Origin of the sequence: Streptomyces sp. NPDC014676 (genome assembly GCF_043084105.1) — a bacterium.
Lineage (GTDB): Bacteria > Actinomycetota > Actinomycetes > Streptomycetales > Streptomycetaceae > Streptomyces.
The window spans coordinates 119,175-136,802 of the sequence record NZ_JBIBZI010000012.1; the positions used below are offsets into that span (position 1 = coordinate 119,175).

A 17,628-nucleotide genomic window follows, 5' to 3' on the forward strand; every position below is an offset into this window, starting at 1 on the left:
CGCCCACGCGACGGTGGCCGCACGTCGGTACGGTCCCGCGCACCTTCGGAACCCTGCCGGACCGCGGCGGACTTCGCCGGACCTGCTTAGACTTCCCCGCATGGACGACGCGTTGCGGGACCTGCTCGGTGCGGGGAAGTACCTGTTGGTCACCAGCTACCGCAGGAACGGCACACCCGTCGCCACTCCGGTGTGGGTGGTGCGGGACGGTGACGCGCTCGGCGTGTGGACCGTCGCCGACTCGTGGAAGGTGAAGCGGATCCGCGCCCGCGCCGACGTCCTGGTCGGCCCCTGCGACGTACGCGGCAACCCGACCGGTGACCAGGTCCCCGCCACGGCGGAGATCTGCGACCCGGAGACCACGGCCCGTTACCGGAGGCTGCTCGCCCGCAAGTACGGCCTCATCGGCCGGCTGACCCTGCTGGGCAGCCGCCTTCGCCGGGGCCCGAGCGGTACGGTCGGCATCCGTATCACCCTCTGAGGCGCGGGCCGGCGGACCGTCAGGTCCAGGCCCGGAACGGCTCGTCCACCAACTGGAAGACCGGCTCGCCGCGTACCGGGTCCTTGGCCGTCGACAGCCGCACCCGGTCGCCGCCGTGGATGCCGATGGGTGGTCCCATGACCCGGCCGCGCACCACGAACCCCTCGGCCATCTCGATCAGGGACACATTGCGGGCCGCCGGGGTGTTGCGGTGCAGCACCGTGGAATGGCGAACCGTCCCGACGCCCTCGCTGCGCTCCGTGCGCAGGTCGCTGCCCTGGCAGACCGGGCAGAGCAGCCGGTGGTACATGGCGGTGCCGCACCAGGTGCAGCGCTGGAAGAGCATGGCCTCCGCATGGGCCTCGCCCTGGGGATCGAGGACACCCGTCGTGGAGCCGGCTGCCTGCTGAGCGACGCTTCCTGAGTGGTGGTACACGCTGGTCAACTCCCTGCACTCGGCCGGAACCCCGCGTGCGCGGTCACCCGGCACGCGCGTGCCGGTGCGCCCTGCCACCGTGCACAGCCACAGAGTATGGCACTCAGTGCCACCCGTAAAGGCACTCCGTACCCTCGCGTTCGGGCGGGCGTCCACACCCGAGCGCGGTCTCCGGCTCCCGCACCACCCGCCGCGAGACGACCACCACCACGTCCCGGGCCCCTCACCCGCCGCGGCGACGGGCCCGGCACCGGGCGAGGCCCGCACGTGGTCCACCGCGGCCTCCGCGTCCGCCCCCGTCCGGACGCGGACCGGGGCGCGGCGCGTTGTCGTACGTGGCGACCACCGCCGCCGTGATCGCCCCGGCGCGGAGGACGCCGTCCCGCGGACCGGCGAAGCGCGCCCGCGGGTATCCGGCCGGCGCCCGCTCGCACCGCCGGGCCACGGACGGCCCGTACGCCCGCGCCCGCCGCCAGGAAGGCCGTCATGCCGGCCGGGCACCGCTCGTGGCCGGGGAGGACCACGTCCCCCTCGGGCGGGAAGGAGCGGAAGAAGGACCGCCGGCCCACCCCGGCGAGCGCCACGACGTCGTCGGCGGCACCCGGTGCGCACCGGGCGGAACCCGGTGCCGCCGAGGCGGTGAGCCCAGGTCGTTCCTATGATCGGGCCACCGCCGTCCCCGAGGAGCCCGTATGCCGTCCGCCCGTCCCCGCGTCCTGTACGTCACCGACCTGGCCTACCCGGCCCGCGGACGCCGCTACGGCGACGAGGACGTCTTCCTCACCTCCCGGCTGCGCGAGCATGTCGGCCTCGCCCTGTGCCACCCGCGGGACGCCGTCGCCCTGATGGACGGCTTCGACGCCGTCGTGGTCCGCAACAGCGGTCCCGTACTGGCGTACCGGGACGCCTACGACGCCTTCCGCGAGCGCGCCACCGCGACCGGCACCCCGGTCTACAACCCGCTCACCGGCAGGGGCGACATGGCCGGCAAGCAATACCTGCTCGACCTGACCGCCGCCGGCCGTCCGGTGATCCCCACCGTCGACCGGCCGGAGGACCTGCACCGGCTGCCCGCGGCGAAGCGGTACGTGGTCAAGCCCCGGCTCGGCGCCGACTCCATGGGCCTGCGCGTCGTCCCCGCCGACGAGGTGCGCGGGCTCGTCGACGGCGACGTCCTGGTGCAGCCGCACATCGACTTCGTCCACGAGATCTCCTTCTACTTCGTCGACCACGACTTCCAGTACGCCCTCTACGCCCCGCTCCCCGAGCGCCGCTGGGAGCTGGAGCCGTACGAACCCAGCGGGGACGACCTGGACTTCGCCCGGGGCTTCATCGACTGGAACACCCTCGCCCACGGCATCCAGCGCGTCGACGCCTGCCGCGCGCCGGACGGCGGACTGCTGCTGGTCGAACTGGAGGACCTCAACCCCTACCTGTCCCTCGACGCCCTCGACGACACCGGACGGGAGGCGTTCGTGTCCGCCATGACGGCGTCCCTGCGCCGCTTCCTGCACGCCGCCTGAACCCGCGGGACCTCCGTCACGTACCTCTGTGCGCAAGCGGACCGACTCCCCGCGCGGCACGGAAGGAGAGCGACGTGACGACACCGTCCGGACCGGGACGGCCGCACGGCGGACCGCCCCTCGAACCCGTCCGCGTCCTGCGCCCGCGCCGCACCGACGCACTCGCGGAGCTGTTCCGGGAGTGCGAGGAGGCGGGGCGGGGCGGGTACGAGTCGGTGCCCCTGCCGCCGCACGGCTCCGAGGACCGGACACAGGAACTCCCGCCCGTCCCCGCGGCCCGGCACACCTCCGGGATCCGCCGCACCGCGTCGGCGCTCGCCGTGGCCGCCGCCGCGGTGGCGGGCTTCGGCGGCGCGCTCCTGCTCGTGGAACGCGACGCCGACGACCGCGCGGCACCCGGCCCGCGTCCGCCCACGACCGCCCCCGTCACCCCGGCCCCGCCCGCCCCCGCCGGGCAGGGATTCCTCCGCGAGGGCGACTCGGGCCCCGAGGTGACCGAACTCCAGGAGCGGCTGCTGCGCGTCCCGGACGTCTACCGGTCCGGCGCCACCGACGGCCGCTACGACGCCGCCCTCTCCGCCGCCGTCGCCCGCTTCCAGCTCTGGTACGGCGTCCGGGGCGACGAGACCGGCGTCTACGGCGACGACACCCGCCTCGCGCTGGAGTCCCGCACCGGCTGACCAGGTGGCTACCGTTCCTTCGGCACCCGGATGTCCAGCACGCACACGTCGTCGCGGCGCTCGTCCTCCAGCATCGCCTCCAGCAGCACGCCCAGGGACCCGGCCGCGTCGCCGGGATGCGCCGCCGCAGCCTCGGCCAGCCGCCCGAGACCCACGTCGATGTTCTCCGGGGGCCGCTCCACCAGACCGTCGGTGTACAGCAGGATCCGGTCACCCGGTTCGAGACGGCACTCGGCCTCCTCGAAGCGGGGCGTGGTGGTGCCGCCGAGGAGTATGCCGCTGGGCCTGCGCAGATACGTCGCCTCGCCGTCCCGCAGCAGCAGGGGCGGGGTATGCCCCGCCTGCGCCCAGACCAAACGCCGTTCCGCCGGCCGGTAGCGGGCCAGCACCATGGTCGCGGTGCCGTGGCTGTCCCGGGAGTGCAGCAGCAGGGTGTTGAGCCGGGCGAGCGCGCCGGTCAGCGAGGATCCGGTGATGACCATGCCCTTGGCGGTGAACCGCAGTTGCGCCATGGTGGCGACGGCGCCGATCCCGTGCCCGGCGACATCCCCGACGACGAACAGGGCGTCGCCGTCGGGCAGTTCGATGGCGCTGAACCAGTCGCCGCCGACGTGTATACCGGCCTGGGCGGGAAGGTAGGCGACCTCGACGCGCAGTCCGGCCAGGTCGACCACCCGCTCGGGCAGCGGCAGCAGGGCGTTCTGCAGCCGGGCGACCAGGGACCGCTCGGCCTGGAGCACGTCGTGCTGGGTGACGATGGCCCGCTCGGTCTCCACCAGGGCGAGCTCGGCCCGCCGCCGCGCGGTCAGGTCCTGCACGAAGCCGTGCACCTCGACGGGCGTGCCGTGCAGATCGGCCACCGCCTCGGCGGCGAGCCGCAGATGCCGGACACCGCGCGTGCCGCGGACCCGGAACGGGGCGTCCAGCGGCAGCCCCTCGTGGATCAGGGCGTCGACGGCGTGGCTCAGCGCGGACCGGTCCTCGGGCACCGCCATCGCGGGGAGGTCGGCGAGCCGGACGGGCCCGTCCGCGGGGTCCCGGCCGAGGATCGCGAAGACCTGCGACGACCAGGACGCCTCGGACGTGGTCAGGTTCCAGTTGGCCCAGCCGAGGTTGCCCAGCCGCTGAAGGTCGGCGAGCCGCTGCTCCTGCCGGTCGGAGGAGGCGCGCCGGCCCCAGGTGACGACCAGCGCGTCCTCCAGCCGAGTCACCCGTACGGAGTATGTGGTCAGCTCGGTGGCGCCGTTCACGACCTCCTGGTGGGCGAACGGCTCGCTCTCGTACGTCCCCTTGCCGGCCAGGGTGTCCAGACAGCCCCGCCACACCGGTGTGCCGACCAGGTCGGGCCGCACCTCCCGCAGCCGCCGCCCGGCCGGATCGCCCCCGGTGCCGCCCAGGACGTCGGCCGCCTGCGCCGTCACGGCGTCCACCCGGAAGTCCTCGGTCCCGCCGGACGGGCCGCGCAGCGGGGTCAGCAGCATCGCCGGAACCGGCAGCGTCGCGAACAGCGCCCGTACGGCGTCCGGGAGGGGGCCGGCCGCGGGCTCGGACGGGGCGGTGAACATACGCAGCCGGCCGGTGCAGAGCCGGACCACTCCGCGCAGGTGGGCGCGGTCGCGCGGAGTGAAGGGACCGGAGCGCTCGCGCAGCACACCGACGCAGATCCCCGGGCCCTCCCCGCCGGGCAGCGGCAGCCAGGCGCGCGAGCGCCACCGTCCGGGCGGGTCGCCGATCAGCAGGTACCGCGTGCTGTCCTGGGCGAAGTCCTCCAGCCAGAGGGGTTCACCGGACTCGAGGGCGACCAGCGCGGCGACCCCGTCGAAGGGGGGCACCTGACGCCACCGGGCGGCCAGCCGTTCGTCGATCCCGGCGTGCCCGAGCAGTTCGAGGCCGCCGTCGGTGCGGCGGGCGTAGATCATGACCGAGTCCGCGGCCAGGTCCTGCCCGAGGTGTTCCAGCAGGCACCGGGCCAGCTCCTGGGGGGTGCCGGTGCGCACGAGGACCCGGGCGAGGCGGCTCAGGGCGGCGGCGACGTCGTCGGGGGCCGAGTCCGCCGCCGGCGGGCCGGTCTCAGGGAGGCCGGCCGTCGTGTCCCCGGCCTCCCCGGCCGGCCGTGCGGGCGGCTCGGCGGACGGCTCACCGGACCGGGCGGGCGCCAGTTCCCCCAGGGTGATCCAGCACTCCTCCAGCAGGGTGCGGCGGGCCGCCTTGGCACGCTGGAGCAGCGTCTCGCCGGCGGCGTCGGCGGAGCATCCGCTCAGCGCCATCACGACGCCCTTGGCCCGCTCCACGACGGCCGATGTCGCGGCCTGCTCGCGCAGCCGGTCCATCTCGGCACGTTGCCGGGCGACGACCCTGGCCAGTTCCGCCAGGTCCGGCGCGGCTCCGGGCCCCACCGGGACAATGGGCTCCCTCATCACGCGATGAGCATCGCACACGTCTCCCGGTTCGTTGACCGGCTTGTTCGCCCGGAAAGCGAGCAGGGCCCTGACCAGGGGGCATGACGTGCGCGCCGGACGGGGAACCGCGGTCAGCGGCCGGACTCGGTCAGGGCCCGGGTGACCGCCCGTATGCTGCGGGCGATGTGCTGGAGCTGCGTGATCTCGGCGGCGTAGAGCTTGATCGTGTGCTCGATGACCCCCTCGTGCAGTCCGGCCCGGGGCAGGTCGGACCGGGCGGTCCGCAGGGCGGTGCGGACCACCCGGATCTCGTGCTCGACCTGGATCTGGGCGTGCCGGGCCAGCAGGACGGGGTGCCGGACGAACACCGGGTAGCTCGCGTAGCGTGCGGGCACCAGTTCACGCAGCCACTTGGCCGCCGAGCGTTCCCAGTCGTAGCTGCCGGGGGCCTTGACCTGGCAGGGCCAGTCGGGACCGAGTCGCGTGGTCGTCAGGGGCATGGTCATCGCTTCCGGGTGTACGGCGTCGTGTGGGTGGACGACGGAGTGGGGCGGCCCCGGCCCAGGGGATGACCGGGGCCGCCCCGAGTGGCCGGGCAGGGGATGCCCGGCCGAACACCCCGGCCGCCGGAGCGGGTAGGTGCCGGCGGCGTGAGGTGTCCGTGCGGGCGCCCGGTGCTGAGCGGCCGGGCCGTGATCCGTGAGCAGTATTTATATATGCAATCCGGTTTGCAAGGCGTATGAAAACATTCATGCGCGCTTTGATGGAGCCGTTCTCCACCAGGTGACCCCGGCGGGGTCAGTCCTTGAGGAAGAACTGGTGTTCGTCGGCGACGTGTTCGTACTCGTCGAGCCGGGCCTGCGTCCGCTCCGGATCCGCGTCCGTCATGGCCTGCAGCAGCGCCGCGCACATCACGACCGGAGCGGCGTAGGAGTCGAACACCAGCCGGGATCCGGTGCCGGTGGCGAAGGTGACGTCGGCCTCGTCCACGATCGGGCCCAGCGCCAGATCGGTGATCAGCGCGACCTTCAGCCCGGCGCTGCGGGCGACCCGCACCGCGGTCAGGGTCTCCTGGGCGTGCCGCGGCATGGAGAACGCCAGCACCCAGCTGCCGCCCGCTTCCCGCGACTGCAGCAGCGCGTCGTAGGCGACGCTGCCGCCCAGCGTCACGAGCCGGACGTCCGGGTGGATGCGGCGGGCGGCGTAGGCGAAGTACTCGGCCAGGGAGACGGAGATGCGCAGCCCGAGCACGGTGAGCGGAACGGACGCGGACAGCCGGCGGCCGACCTCGATGAACCGGTCGGCGTCGGCGAAGTCCCGCCGCAGGTTCTCCAGGTTCTCGATCTCGGCGTCCACCGCCGCCTGCAGCTCGTTGCCCCGGACCTCCTCGGCAAGGCCGCCGGAGCGGGTACCGAGCGTGATCGACTGGAGCCTCTCCCGCAGCGCGGGGTAACCGCTGAAGCCGACCGCCGAGGCGAACCGGGTCACCGAGGGCTGGCTCACCCCTGCCCGCTCCGCGAGATCCGTGATCGACAGGAACGCCGCCTCGGCGATGTGCTCGATCAGGTACTGGGCGATGCGCCGCTGGCCGGGGGAGAGCCGGGGCCGGTCGAACAGCGCGCGGAGCTGGGCCGTCGGGGACACCTCCGGGTCCTGGCCCGCCTTCCCCGAGGTGATCGCGGATGCCTGTGCGCGTGCCTGCTGCGGCGATCGCACCGGTGCGCCTCCTTCGTCTCCCACGGGAGTTCAACATAGCCCACCCACCGTGGTGACCAGGCCGCTCACCGGGGCACACCGGACCGCTCCACCGGGGATATCCGCGCCTCCCGGGGGAACCCGACGGCACAGCGAAGCGGAAACCCCCGACACACCAGGAGCCACCGGACATGACCGTCCCCGAGGAGAACCGGCCGAAGACCCGGGACACCGACGACACCCTCGAACAGCGGCAGGACAAGGAGACACGCGATCAGGGCGGCACCGGCCGCACGATGCGCGAGGCACTGGAGGAGGCCGAGATCAAGCCCGACGACTTCCAGGAGCGCTAGAGCACACCCGTCCTTCCCCGCCCCGACCACATTCCGAGCAGGTGAGAGCATGAGCGCCCTGAGCGCGCTGGAAGACGCCCTGGAGAACCGATGGGAAGCGCTGTGGGCGCGACTGTCCGGCCGGGAACCGGTCGAACTCGTCGACGCCCTGCGGCGTGAGTGCGACAGCCACGCCGTGGTGTGCCGGGCGGGCCGGGTGATGGTCCCCAACGCCTACGACGTGGAACTGGCCGAACCCGTGCACGAGGAACTGACCCGGCGCGGCAGCCGCGTGGGCCAGGCGCTCACCGACCGGCTGGCCCGGCACGCCGCGCGCCACGGCTACGAGTGGGCGGGCCCGCTCGCCGTGCACGTCCGCCGGTCCTCCGAGGTCCCCAACGGCCGCTTCCGCGTGGCGAGCAGCGTCATGCCGCACGTGAGCGCCGCGGGTTTCCAGCGGGCGGGAGACTAGTCCTCGGCCTGTCCCGGCCGACTGCGCGCCGGGCCCGGCCGACCGTCGCACAGTGCCCCGGACGGCCGTCGTCCGGCACGTCGCCCTTCGGGTGTCAGGGCGCCCGGTGCACGACGGCCGGGGCGTGCGCGGCGAGCTCCTCGAGCGGGGCGCCGGTCAGCCGGCACCCCGTCCACTCGTCCAGCAGCTCCGCCCCGAGCGACTTGTAGAACCCGATGGCCGGCTCGTTCCAGTCCAGCACCGTCCACTCGAAGCGCTCGAAGCCGTTCTCCCGGCAGATCGCCGCGAGGGCGGCGAGCAGCGCCTTGCCGTGTCCGGAACCCCGGGCGTGCGGACGGACGTAGAGGTCCTCCAGATGGAGGCCGCGCGTGCCGGTCCAGGTCGAGAAGCGCGGGAACCACAGCGCGAACCCGGCGATCTCGCCGGTGCCGTCGTCCTCCGCGATCAGGACGGACGCGGCGGGGTGCTCCCCGAACAGCGCCCGGTGCAGCTGTTCCTCGGTGGCGCGTGCCTGCTCGGCGGCCTTCTCGTAGGCGGCGAGTTCGCGGATCATCGCGCGGATGTCGGGAATGTCGTCCACGGTGGCTGTTCTGATCATGTCCCAGAGCCTGCGGCACCGTTCCGGATCGCGTCCAGCCGGTTTCGGGGACCGGGACGGCCCCGGGCACCGGACCTTCACCCACCGGCCGTGCTACGCCCCGGTGCCCGCGCCCGGCAGGGCGGACCCCGGCACCACGAGGTCGGCCAGGTCCCGTGTCGCGGCCACCAGCGCGGCGTTGCGCTCGTCCGTGCGCAGCACCCACGCCACCGCCTCCTCGTGGCTCTTGCCGAACTCCTCGTGCCGGGCCACCAGTCGCCGCACCCGCTCCTCCCCGTCCGGATCGCAGAACCACACCTCGTCGAGGAGCGGCCGCACCCGCGCCCAGGCGCCGGTGTCCAGCAGCAGGTAGTTGCCCTCCGTCACCACCAGCCGGGCCGCCGGCGGTACCGGGAGCGCGCCCGCGAGCGGCTGCTCCAGCGTCCGCTCGAAGCCCGGGGCGTACACGACGTCGTCGTACGTCTCCTCGCGCAGCCGCCGCAGCAGTGCCGCGTACCCGGCCGCGTCGAAGGTGTCCGGGGCGCCCTTGCGGTCGCGGCGGCCGAGGCGGTCGAGTTCGGCGTCGGCGAGGTGGAAGCCGTCCATCGGGACGTGCGCGACCCACGGCTCCCCGGTGCCGTTCAGCTCCCGCACCAGCCGCTCCGCGAGCGTGGACTTGCCCGCGCCGGGACTGCCGGCGATGCCGAGGATCGCGCGCCGGCCGCCCCGCGGAAGGGCACGGGCACGGCGGAGGAGGTCGTCGAAGGTCAGCGTCACACGGGAGAGTGTGTCACCCGGGAAGCGGGCGATCCGCCGCCATGTGGCCCGCGCCACCCACTGTCCGGCACCGTACCGGGGAACGGTGTCCTGTATGACGGATCCAGGTCTGCCCGATGACATCCTCGCCTGCCTCTTCGACCTCGACGGCGTCGTCACCAGGACGGCCGTCGTCCACAAGGCCGCCTGGAAGGAGATGTTCGACGCCTTCCTCCGCGAACGGGACGGCGACGCCTTCCGGTCCTTCAGCGACGCCGACTACGACGAGTACGTCGACGGCCGCCCGCGCGCCGACGGCGTCCGCACCTTCCTCGCCTCCCGCGGCATCGAACTCCCCGACGGCGACCCCGGCGACCCGCCCGACGCCCGCACCGTGCACGGCCTCGGCAACCGCAAGAACGAACTGCTGCTGGAGAGGATCCGCACCGACGGCGTGGAGGCCTACGACGGCACTCTGAACTACCTCGCCGCGGTCCGCGCCCGCGGACTGCGCACCGCGATCGTCTCCTCCAGCGCCAACTGCCGTGACGTCCTGCGGTCGATCGGCGCCGAGCACCTCTTCGACGTCCGGATCGACGGCGTGGTCGCCGCCGAACGCGGCCTGCCGGGAAAGCCGGAGCCCGACACCTTCCTCGCCGCCGCGGCGGACCTCGGCGTCGAGCCGTCCCGGGCCGCCGTGTTCGAGGACGCGCTGGCCGGCATGGACGCGGGCCGCGCCGGGCACTTCGGATACGTCGTCGGCGTGGACCGGGTGGGCCAGGCCGACGCGCTGTACGCGCACGGCGCCGACCGGGTCGTGACGGACCTCGCCGAACTCGGGGGTGACAAGTGATCACACAGCGGGCGTACGCCGTCGAACCGTGGACCGTGCGCGAACGCAGCCTGGACCTCGACGTCCTGGCACAGAGCGAGTCCGTGTTCGCGCTGTCCAACGGCCACGTCGGCTGGCGCGGCAACCTCGACGAGGGCGAACCGCACGGCCTGCCCGGCTCCTACCTCAACGGCGTCCACGAACTGCACCCGCTGCCCTACGCCGAAGCCGGCTACGGCTACCCGGAGTCCGGCCAGACGGTCATCGACGTCACCAACGGCAAGGTGATCCGGCTGCTGGTCGACGACGAACCGTTCGACCTGCGCTACGGGCGCCTCGTCAGCCACGAGCGGACCCTGGACCTGCGCCGGGGCGTCCTCGAGCGGGTCTGCGAATGGACCTCCCCGGCCGGCTCCACGGTCCGGGTGCGCTCCACCCGGCTGGTCTCCCTCACCCAGCGGGCCGTCGCCGCCGTCGCCTACGAGGTCGAGCCCGTCGACAGCCGCACCCGCGTGGTGCTGCAGTCCGAACTGGTCGCCAACGAGAGCCTGCCCGGACCGGACGGCGACCCGCGTGCCGCCCGCGCCCTGAAGTCCCCGCTGGAACCCGAGGAGGACTTCGCCGAGGACCACCGGCTCCGCCTGGTGCACCGCACCCGGCGCAGTGGCCTGCGCGTCGCCGTGGCCGCCGACCACGTCGTCGAGGGCCCCGAACGCACCACCACCGGCTGTGAGAGCAACGAGGACGTGGCCCGGCTGACCGTGACCTCCGTCCTGGAGCCGGGACAGCGGCTGCGGGTGGAGAAGCTCGTCGCCCACGGCTGGTCCGGCGCCCGTTCCCGGCCCGCGATGAGCGACCAGGTGGAGGCGGCGCTGGCGGCCGCCGCGCACAGCGGCTGGCAGGGACTCCTCGACGAACAGCGCGCCTACCTCGACGACTTCTGGGCCCGCGCCGACGTCGAGGTCGACGGCGACGAGGAGATCCAGCAGGCCGTACGCTTCGCCCTGTTCCACGTCCTGCAGGCCGGGGCCCGCGCCGAGCGGCGTGCGATACCCGCCAAGGGGCTGACCGGCTCCGGCTACGACGGTCACGCCTTCTGGGACACCGAGGTGTTCGTGCTGCCCCTGCTGATCTGCACCGTGCCGGACGCCGCCGCCGAGGCGCTGCGCTGGCGGCAGACCACCCTGCCCGTCGCACGCGAACGCGCCGCCCAACTCGGCCTGCGCGGGGCCGCGTTCCCCTGGCGCACCATCGAGGGCTCGGAGGGCTCCGCCTACTGGCCGGCCGGCACCGCCGCCTTTCACGTCAACGCCGACATCGCCGACGCCGTGGTGCGCTACGTCCAGGCCACCGGCGACGAACGCTTCGAACGCGACACCGGCGTGGAGCTGCTGGTGGAGACCGCCCGCCTCTGGCGCTCCCTCGGCCACCACGACGACCGGGGCGTCTTCCACATCGACGGGGTCACCGGACCGGACGAGTACAGCGCCGTCGCCGACGACAACACGTACACCAACCTCATGGCCCGCGCGAACCTGCTGGCCGCCGCCGACGCCTGCAAACGCCACCCCGACGCCGCGGCGGCCCTCGGCGTCGACGAGGAGGAGAGCACCGGCTGGCGGTCCGCCGCCGAAGCCGTGCACGTCCCCTACAACGACGAACTCGGCGTGCACGAACAGCACGCGGGCTTCACCCGCTACCAGCGCTGGGACTTCGCCGGCACCCGCGCCGACCAGTACCCGCTGATGCTGCACTTCCCCTACTTCGACCTCTACCGCAAACAGGTGATCAAGCAGGCGGACCTGGTGCTGGCGATGTACACCTGCGCCGGCTACTTCGAGGAGGTCTTCGACGAGGAGCAGATCGCCCGCGACTTCGCCTACTACGAGCCGCTGACCGTACGGGACTCCTCGCTGTCGGCCTGCGTCCAGGCCGTCCTCGCCGCCCGCACCGGCCACCTGGACCTGGCTCACGCCTACACCGCCGAGGCCGCCCTGATGGACCTCGCGGACCTGGAGCACAACACCCGTGACGGACTGCACATCGCCTCCCTGGCCGGCACCTGGACCGCCCTGGTCGCCGGGTTCGGCGGCATGCGCTGGGACGACGGCAGCCTCCGGTTCGCGCCCCGGCTGCCGTCGAGGCTGCGCCGCCTGGCGTTCACCCTGCGCTTCCTCGGCCGGTGCCTGCACGTGGAGGTCACCGGGGACCGGGCGACGTACACGCTCCGCTCCGGAGCGCCGCTGACCATCCGTCACCACGGCACCGAGCTGACCGTGCGCGAGGGCGCCCCCGCCGGGTGTCCCGTCCCGCCGCCCAGGTCCCGCCCGGCGCCCGAGCAGCCCCCGCACCGGGTCCCGCACCCGCGCTGACCGGCGGCGGGCCCGGAGCGGATGGCCGTATCCCGTCCTGCGGGCCCGTCGCACGCGGGTTAGTTTGTCGGTGATCTCCGGAACGCCGGTTTCCCGGAACCCGTCCTTCAGAGCGCAGGGCCCGTGGAACCCGGGACCCGATGACGCGCGGGAATGAGGGACGGACGATGAGCGACGGCACCGGTGCCCTTCTCACCGGCATACGCAAGCGCGAGCGGCGGGCCGGACCGGGCCCGTCACCGCGCGGCGGCACCCGCCCGCTCGCGGTGCTCGCCGCCGTCTTCACCCTTGCCCAACTCGCCCTGGTCCGCCCCGTGCTGGGCCTCGGCTGGGACGAGATCGTCTACACCAGCCAGGTCACCTCCCACCACCCGGCCGCCTTCTTCAGCGCCCCCCGCTCCCGAGGGGTGTCCCTGCTGGTGGCGCCCGTCGCGTCCTGGTCCGAGTCCACCGCCCTGCTGCGCGTCTACCTCGCGCTGCTCTCCGGCCTCGCCCTCTTCCTGGCCCTGCGCTCCTGGCGCGGCCTGTTCCCCGTCCGGGTCCTGGTCACCGCCGGCGCCTTCTTCGCCTCCCTGTGGATCACGCTCTTCTACGGTTCCCAGGCCATGCCCAACTACTGGGTCGCCGTCGGCGCGCTGACCGCCGTCGGCTGCTTCCTGCGCCACCGCGCGGACCCCTCGTCCGGCGGCCCCCTGTGGGGAGTGGCTGCGGGGGCCGCGCTCATGGCCTGGATGCGGCCCACCGACGCCGTCTGGGCGACGCTCCCGCTCCTCGTCCTCGCCCTGGCCGGCCGGCACGGGCGGTTCCTGCTCGCCCTCGCCGGCGGTCTGCTGGCGGGAGGGGTCCCGTGGGTGGTCGAGGCGTACACCGCGTTCGGCGGCCTGCGGGAGCGGCTCGCCGAGGCCTCCCGCATCCAGGGCGGGCTCGGCCTGGACATCGCCGTCGACGACCAGCTGCGCAGCCTGGGCGGGCGCGCCCTGTGCCGTCCGTGCACGGGCTCGATGCCCCACCCGGTGATCACCCTGTGGTGGTTCGTGCTGCCGCTGCTCGCCGTCCTCGGACTGGTCGTCGCCGTGCGGGCCCGCCGCACCCTGCGGACCGTGGTGCCGCTGGCCTGCGCCACGACCGCCGCCCTGCCCTACCTGTTCATGATCGAGTACGCGGCGCCCCGCTTCCTCCAGCCCGCCTACGCCCTGCTCGCGATCCCGGTCGCCGACGCGCTGTGGTACCTGGTCACGGCACCGCGCGGAAAGTGGCGGCCGGCCGCCGCGGTCCTGGTCGCGCTCGGGCTGGCCGGTCATCTCACGGTGCAGCTGACCGTTCTCGCGCACACCGTGGACCGCAACGTCGACAGCCGCCGGGACTGGGCCCGTGCGGCCGACGACCTGCACCGGCTCGGTGTCCGCCCGCCCTGTCTGATCACCGGCCACGAGGCGATCCCCATCGGCTACTACACCGGCTGCTCCTCCGGCGCGACCGCCGGGAACAACGAGAACACCACGGCCGCCGAGATCCTGCGCACCGCCGGCCGTGTCCCGGTCGCCGCCCTCACCGGGCCCGGCGGCACACCGCCCGGGTACGCCCGCTCCTGGCCCGTCCACCGGATCGGCGACCTTCAGGCCCGTATCGGCCCGGCGCCCGGCCCTCCCGGTCCCGGCTGACGGCGACGGGTTTCCCGCGCACCCGGTCCAGGTAGGAGTCGGCTGTCGGTGCGCGAAGAGGCGACGAGGGGGAGGCGGCATGACGCGGAGCGATCACGAAGGGCGGCTGGGGGAGGAGTTCTTCACCCCGGGCGGCTCGTCCTTCACCGAGTTCCTGGCGGCCCACCGCCCCGAACTGCTCGGCACCCGCACCCTGCCCGAGGGGGTCCGTGCCGCGGAGGTCCCGCACGGCACCACGATCCTCGCCCTCACCTACGCTGACGGCGTACTGATCGCCGGTGACCGCAGGGCCACCATGGGCAACCTGATCGCCCAGCGCGACCTGGAGAAGGTGCTGCCCGCCGACGACCACACCGCCGTCGCGATCGCCGGCTCCGTGGGGACCGCCCTCGACATGGTGCGGCTCTACCAGGTCGAACTCGCCCACTTCGAGAAGATCGAGGGCGTCCCGATGACCCTCGGCGCCAAGGCGGCCCGGCTCGCCGCCATGATCCGCCAGAACCTCGCCCAGGCCATGCGGGGCCTCGCCGTCGTCCCGCTGCTCGCCGGCTACGACACCACCGCACCCGGGGGAGGGCGGGGCCGGATCTTCTCCTACGACGCCGCCGGCGGCCGCTACGAGAAGTACGGCTTCCACGCGGAGGGCTCCGGATCCCCGTACGCCAGGGGCGCCCTCAAGAAGCTCCACCGGCCCGGCATGTCCCGCGACGAGGCCGCCCTGGCCGCCCTGGAGGCCCTCTACGACGCCGCCGAGGACGACTCGGCGACCGGCGGCCCCGATCTCTCCCGCCGTATCTTCCCGGTCGTGTCGGTCATCACCGAGGACGGCTACGAACGGCTCGGCGAGACCGGGATCCGACGGCTGAGCCTCGACATGGCCGGCCGGCGTCGCTCCCGCCCGGACGGCCCGAACGCGCCTCTCTGATTCCTCGCGGGGACCCTCCCTGTCATCACACGCACCGAGGTTAGAGATCGCGTCACGGGAAACGCGGATCTGACACCGAGGCGAACGAGCCGACGCAGCACGACAGGGAGGAAGCCATGGGCACCGAGCCGATGGGGGACGACGCCTACCAGCCCACCGGGAGCAACGAGGAGCAGGAGGACGCCGCGCCGCTCGACATGCAGGACGCCCTCGACGAACGGACCTACGACGACACCCTCGACGAGGGCTACTCCCCGCCGGAGAAACCGCTCGGCGTGACCAAGTACGGCACCACGGCCGCGGAGCAGCACGACGGGGAGAGCCTCGACCAGCGGCTGGCCCAGGAGGTGCCGGACGCGTCCGCGCCCGCCGGGGACGCGGTGGGCGACCTCCCCGGCGGCGAGGGCGAGCCGGTCGACCCGGAGGCGGGCACCGGCCGTGCCGGACGCCTGGTCGCCCCGGACGAGGGCGCCCACACGGACACCACCAAGGAGTCCGTCGCCGAGGACGTCGGCATCGACGCGGGGGCGGCCGGGGCGGAGGAGGCCGCGATGCACGTCGTGGAGGACGGGACGGCGCTCCCGGAGGACCGGGACAGAACCTGACCCCGGCACGCCGCCGGCCCGGTGCGCGAGCGTACCGGGCCGGCGGCGCGGTCCTGTCCGCGCACGGGTGTACGCGGGTTCAGGGCAGCATCTTGTCCAGGGCGGCGGGTCCCTCCTCGTCCAGCTTCCGCCTGGCCCACTCGAGGTTGTGCGGGGTGAGGTCCTTGCCCGAGGCAAGGACGATGTCCTCCGGCGACACATCGGTGCCGGTGCGGGCGTGGAGCAGGCTGTCCGGGGTGGCGCGGTCCGCGGACCGCCGGGACGCTTCGGGCTGGGACGCGTCGGGCTGGGACGTCGACATCTTCTGGCTCCTCGGGTCCGGATCGCTGGAGCGGCCCCGGTGCTGTCATCGGGTCCTATGCCCCACCATTCAACGCGGGAGCCCGCCGTGCATCCGGAACGCCCGCGGCACCGCGGTGAAGGGCCGCTCCTCCTGGCTGCCGGGGTACCTTCCCCGGCCCGGTGGAAACCTGCTCCGCGAGCCGCCTAGAAGGGTGAGAGCGTCAGCCGCAGGCCCGTGGGCGCCGTGTCCTGGATGTACGAGGCGAAGTCGGCCACGTCGTCGAAGGCGAAGCCGTACGCCTTGCCGTCCTCGGTGGCCGTGTGGATCGCCTTGGAGTAGTGGTTGGTGAGCTCGGTCCGGTAGAAGACCGAGGCGTCGGCCGTCGGCTGGTCGGGGTGGCTGAGCAGCGTCGAGCGGTTGAAGCCGGCGCCCAGCACGGCGGCGACCGGGCCGGTCGTGCCGTCGTTGGGGGCGGCGAGGGCGCCGTCGCAGAAGAGGACGTCCCGCGTGGAGGGCTTGCCGAAGGAGACCTGGGCGGGCCCGTCGAAGGTGAACCGCTCGCCGCGCACCCGGCCGGTGAAGGTGCCGGCGTTGGTGGTGACCTTGAGGTCCCGGCCGGTGTAGGTGCTCCACACCTCGTCGATGTACGGGGCGAAGTAGTCCTTGGCGAACAGCCCGGCGTCCAGACCGTGGCCGGGGGCGATGATCCGGGTGTCGTCCACGACGAGCCGGGAGAACGCCTCCACCCGCTTGACGGCGGCGAACGCCGCCGCGCGCCCGCCCTCGCGCACGGTGCCCGTCGTCTGGTCCTTGGCGCCGGTGAGCCGGATGCCCATCGGCACGCTGAACATGTCGACCATGGTCGTGTTGCAGAACATGCCCGAGGAGTTGTACGTGAACTCGGCGCAGTCGTGCAGCACGCCGTAGTTGGGGTCGGAGGTGACCCAGCCGGCCGGGTACTGCAGCGCCGCGTTGCCGTTGCCGTCCGTGACGACCTTGAACTTGAGCTTCGCGCCGAGGGAGACGTAGATCCGGCCGGACATGTACGGCAGGGACAGTTCGGTCTCGCCGCTGCCGGCCAGGTCGATCGCGTAGTCGGTGAAGCCGTCGGGGCCGTTGTCGGAGGCGGCGACCGGGGCGACGGTGCCCTCCGGGGTGACCCGGACCTGACGGCCGTCCACGTTGCCCACGATGTAGAGGTGCACGTTCGCGTTGCCGAAGGAACCGCTGTTGTTGACGACCGTCAGCGGCAGGGCCCCCGCCGCCGCCGTACCGGCCTTCCGCTCGCCGGACTGGTCCGCGAGGGCGTGCGGGGCGATCGCCGCCGCCGCGGGGATGGCCACGGCGGCTCCGCCGAGGGCGAAGAGGACTTTGCGGCGGCCGAGGTTGCGCTGATGACGGGGGGTCATGTGGGGGATCTCCAGGAGTATGCGTGCGGATTCCTGACCACGCCGGCCGACCGGGGGAGGAGAGCAGCGGAGAGCGCTCTCAAAGCGGTACGTCGGGACCGGCGCGCGACATCGATGCTAGGTGCGGCCGTGGCCCCCGCCAACGGTCCGACTTGTCCGCAACCCCGCGCTGACCTGCGATTTTTTAAAG

At 73.5% G+C, this 17,628-nt stretch carries 18 protein-coding genes and 1 pseudogene; 10 read left to right on the forward strand and 9 right to left on the reverse strand.

From position 1 onward, the window contains the following. Positions 1-100 precede the first annotated feature (100 nt). Positions 101-481: a PPOX class F420-dependent oxidoreductase gene (locus tag ACF1DX_RS29060; RefSeq protein WP_391794093.1), complete on the forward strand. Its 381-nt coding sequence runs from the start codon at positions 101-103 to the stop codon at positions 479-481. A 19-nt stretch (positions 482-500) separates the two neighbouring features. Here ACF1DX_RS29060 and ACF1DX_RS29065 read toward each other — a convergent pair whose 3' ends face one another. Then, positions 501-917 carry a Zn-ribbon domain-containing OB-fold protein gene (locus ACF1DX_RS29065; protein ID WP_391794094.1) on the reverse strand — a complete coding sequence of 139 codons (417 nt, stop codon included), beginning with the start codon at positions 915-917 and terminating at the stop codon, positions 501-503. A 103-nt stretch (positions 918-1,020) separates the two neighbouring features. Then, positions 1,021-1,510: pseudogene (locus tag ACF1DX_RS29070) on the reverse strand (TetR family transcriptional regulator); the annotation flags it as partial. A 99-nt stretch (positions 1,511-1,609) separates the two neighbouring features. Between ACF1DX_RS29070 and ACF1DX_RS29075 the strand changes: the two are divergent. Both ACF1DX_RS29075 and ACF1DX_RS29080 read left to right on the forward strand, forming a co-directional pair. Further along, on the forward strand, positions 1,610-2,440 hold the full coding sequence (locus ACF1DX_RS29075) for a hypothetical protein (RefSeq protein WP_391794095.1): 831 nt from the start codon (positions 1,610-1,612) through the stop codon (positions 2,438-2,440). A gap of 74 nt (positions 2,441-2,514) precedes the next feature. Further along, positions 2,515-3,120 carry a peptidoglycan-binding protein gene (locus tag ACF1DX_RS29080; RefSeq protein WP_391794096.1) on the forward strand — a complete coding sequence of 202 codons (606 nt, stop codon included), beginning with the start codon at positions 2,515-2,517 and terminating at the stop codon, positions 3,118-3,120. 8 nt (positions 3,121-3,128) lie between these two features. Here ACF1DX_RS29080 and ACF1DX_RS29085 read toward each other — a convergent pair whose 3' ends face one another. From ACF1DX_RS29085 to ACF1DX_RS29095, 3 genes are all read right to left on the reverse strand, one after another. Next, a complete protein-coding gene (locus tag ACF1DX_RS29085; RefSeq protein ID WP_391794097.1) occupies positions 3,129-5,537 on the reverse strand; it encodes a SpoIIE family protein phosphatase in 2,409 nt (802 codons plus the stop codon). A gap of 113 nt (positions 5,538-5,650) precedes the next feature. Then, on the reverse strand, positions 5,651-6,025 hold the full coding sequence (locus tag ACF1DX_RS29090; protein WP_391794098.1) for a hypothetical protein: 375 nt from the start codon (positions 6,023-6,025) through the stop codon (positions 5,651-5,653). Between the two features lie 292 nt (positions 6,026-6,317). Then, complete coding sequence (locus tag ACF1DX_RS29095) at positions 6,318-7,235, reverse strand: MurR/RpiR family transcriptional regulator (RefSeq protein WP_391794099.1); 918 nt, start codon at positions 7,233-7,235, stop codon at positions 6,318-6,320. Between the two features lie 170 nt (positions 7,236-7,405). Here ACF1DX_RS29095 and ACF1DX_RS29100 point away from each other — a divergent pair, with 170 nt between their 5' ends. Beyond that, positions 7,406-7,567: a hypothetical protein gene (locus ACF1DX_RS29100; protein WP_391794100.1), complete on the forward strand. Its 162-nt coding sequence runs from the start codon at positions 7,406-7,408 to the stop codon at positions 7,565-7,567. Between the two features lie 49 nt (positions 7,568-7,616). Further along, positions 7,617-8,018, forward strand: coding sequence for a DUF3662 domain-containing protein (locus ACF1DX_RS29105; protein WP_391794101.1), 402 nt, complete (start codon positions 7,617-7,619; stop codon positions 8,016-8,018). 94 nt (positions 8,019-8,112) lie between these two features. On the opposite strand, the gene ACF1DX_RS29110 is transcribed toward ACF1DX_RS29105, so the two are convergent. Continuing rightward, positions 8,113-8,616: a GNAT family N-acetyltransferase gene (locus tag ACF1DX_RS29110; protein ID WP_391794102.1), complete on the reverse strand. Its 504-nt coding sequence runs from the start codon at positions 8,614-8,616 to the stop codon at positions 8,113-8,115. A gap of 93 nt (positions 8,617-8,709) precedes the next feature. Then, on the reverse strand, positions 8,710-9,372 hold the full coding sequence (locus ACF1DX_RS29115) for a nucleoside/nucleotide kinase family protein (RefSeq protein WP_391794103.1): 663 nt from the start codon (positions 9,370-9,372) through the stop codon (positions 8,710-8,712). Between the two features lie 94 nt (positions 9,373-9,466). Between ACF1DX_RS29115 and ACF1DX_RS29120 the strand changes: the two genes are divergently transcribed. From ACF1DX_RS29120 to ACF1DX_RS29140, 5 genes are all read left to right on the forward strand, one after another. Beyond that, complete coding sequence (locus tag ACF1DX_RS29120) at positions 9,467-10,204, forward strand: HAD family hydrolase (protein ID WP_391794104.1); 738 nt, start codon at positions 9,467-9,469, stop codon at positions 10,202-10,204. After that, a complete protein-coding gene (locus tag ACF1DX_RS29125; protein WP_391794105.1) occupies positions 10,201-12,555 on the forward strand; it encodes a glycoside hydrolase family 65 protein in 2,355 nt (784 codons plus the stop codon). The genes ACF1DX_RS29120 and ACF1DX_RS29125 overlap by 4 nt, the downstream gene beginning before the upstream one ends. A 167-nt stretch (positions 12,556-12,722) precedes the next feature. Next, on the forward strand, positions 12,723-14,216 hold the full coding sequence (locus ACF1DX_RS29130; protein WP_391794106.1) for a hypothetical protein: 1,494 nt from the start codon (positions 12,723-12,725) through the stop codon (positions 14,214-14,216). A gap of 79 nt (positions 14,217-14,295) precedes the next feature. Then, the gene (gene prcB / locus ACF1DX_RS29135) at positions 14,296-15,141 is read left to right on the forward strand and encodes a proteasome subunit beta (RefSeq protein ID WP_391794107.1); all 846 of its coding nucleotides are present in this window, start codon (positions 14,296-14,298) and stop codon (positions 15,139-15,141) included. 116 nt (positions 15,142-15,257) lie between these two features. Continuing rightward, complete coding sequence (locus tag ACF1DX_RS29140; RefSeq protein ID WP_391794108.1) at positions 15,258-15,746, forward strand: DUF5709 domain-containing protein; 489 nt, start codon at positions 15,258-15,260, stop codon at positions 15,744-15,746. Positions 15,747-15,825: 79 nt separating this feature from the next. Here ACF1DX_RS29140 and ACF1DX_RS29145 read toward each other — a convergent pair whose 3' ends face one another. Together ACF1DX_RS29145 and ACF1DX_RS29150 are read right to left on the reverse strand one after the other, a co-directional pair. Then, on the reverse strand, positions 15,826-16,047 hold the full coding sequence (locus tag ACF1DX_RS29145) for a hypothetical protein (RefSeq protein ID WP_085575146.1): 222 nt from the start codon (positions 16,045-16,047) through the stop codon (positions 15,826-15,828). Between the two features lie 185 nt (positions 16,048-16,232). Beyond that, a complete protein-coding gene (locus ACF1DX_RS29150; protein WP_391794109.1) occupies positions 16,233-17,438 on the reverse strand; it encodes a glycoside hydrolase family 64 protein in 1,206 nt (401 codons plus the stop codon). Positions 17,439-17,628 lie beyond the last annotated feature (190 nt).

Bases quoted from the DNA above. Each gene is read 5' to 3' on its own strand.
- ACF1DX_RS29060 (WP_391794093.1), top strand. From the start codon at position 101: ATGGACGACGCGTTGCGGGACCTGCTCGGTGCGGGGAAGTACCTGTTG.
- ACF1DX_RS29075 (WP_391794095.1), top strand. From the start codon at position 1,610: ATGCCGTCCGCCCGTCCCCGCGTCCTGTACGTCACCGACCTGGCCTAC.
- ACF1DX_RS29085 (WP_391794097.1), bottom strand. From the start codon at position 5,537: ATGAGGGAGCCCATTGTCCCGGTGGGGCCCGGAGCCGCGCCGGACCTG.
- ACF1DX_RS29090 (WP_391794098.1), bottom strand. From the start codon at position 6,025: ATGACCATGCCCCTGACGACCACGCGACTCGGTCCCGACTGGCCCTGC.
- ACF1DX_RS29100 (WP_391794100.1), top strand. From the start codon at position 7,406: ATGACCGTCCCCGAGGAGAACCGGCCGAAGACCCGGGACACCGACGAC.
- ACF1DX_RS29105 (WP_391794101.1), top strand. From the start codon at position 7,617: ATGAGCGCCCTGAGCGCGCTGGAAGACGCCCTGGAGAACCGATGGGAA.
- ACF1DX_RS29110 (WP_391794102.1), bottom strand. From the start codon at position 8,616: ATGATCAGAACAGCCACCGTGGACGACATTCCCGACATCCGCGCGATG.
- ACF1DX_RS29120 (WP_391794104.1), top strand. From the start codon at position 9,467: ATGACGGATCCAGGTCTGCCCGATGACATCCTCGCCTGCCTCTTCGAC.
- ACF1DX_RS29130 (WP_391794106.1), top strand. From the start codon at position 12,723: ATGAGCGACGGCACCGGTGCCCTTCTCACCGGCATACGCAAGCGCGAG.
- prcB (WP_391794107.1), top strand. From the start codon at position 14,296: ATGACGCGGAGCGATCACGAAGGGCGGCTGGGGGAGGAGTTCTTCACC.
- ACF1DX_RS29140 (WP_391794108.1), top strand. From the start codon at position 15,258: ATGGGCACCGAGCCGATGGGGGACGACGCCTACCAGCCCACCGGGAGC.
- ACF1DX_RS29145 (WP_085575146.1), bottom strand. From the start codon at position 16,047: ATGTCGACGTCCCAGCCCGACGCGTCCCAGCCCGAAGCGTCCCGGCGG.
- ACF1DX_RS29150 (WP_391794109.1), bottom strand. From the start codon at position 17,438: ATGACCCCCCGTCATCAGCGCAACCTCGGCCGCCGCAAAGTCCTCTTC.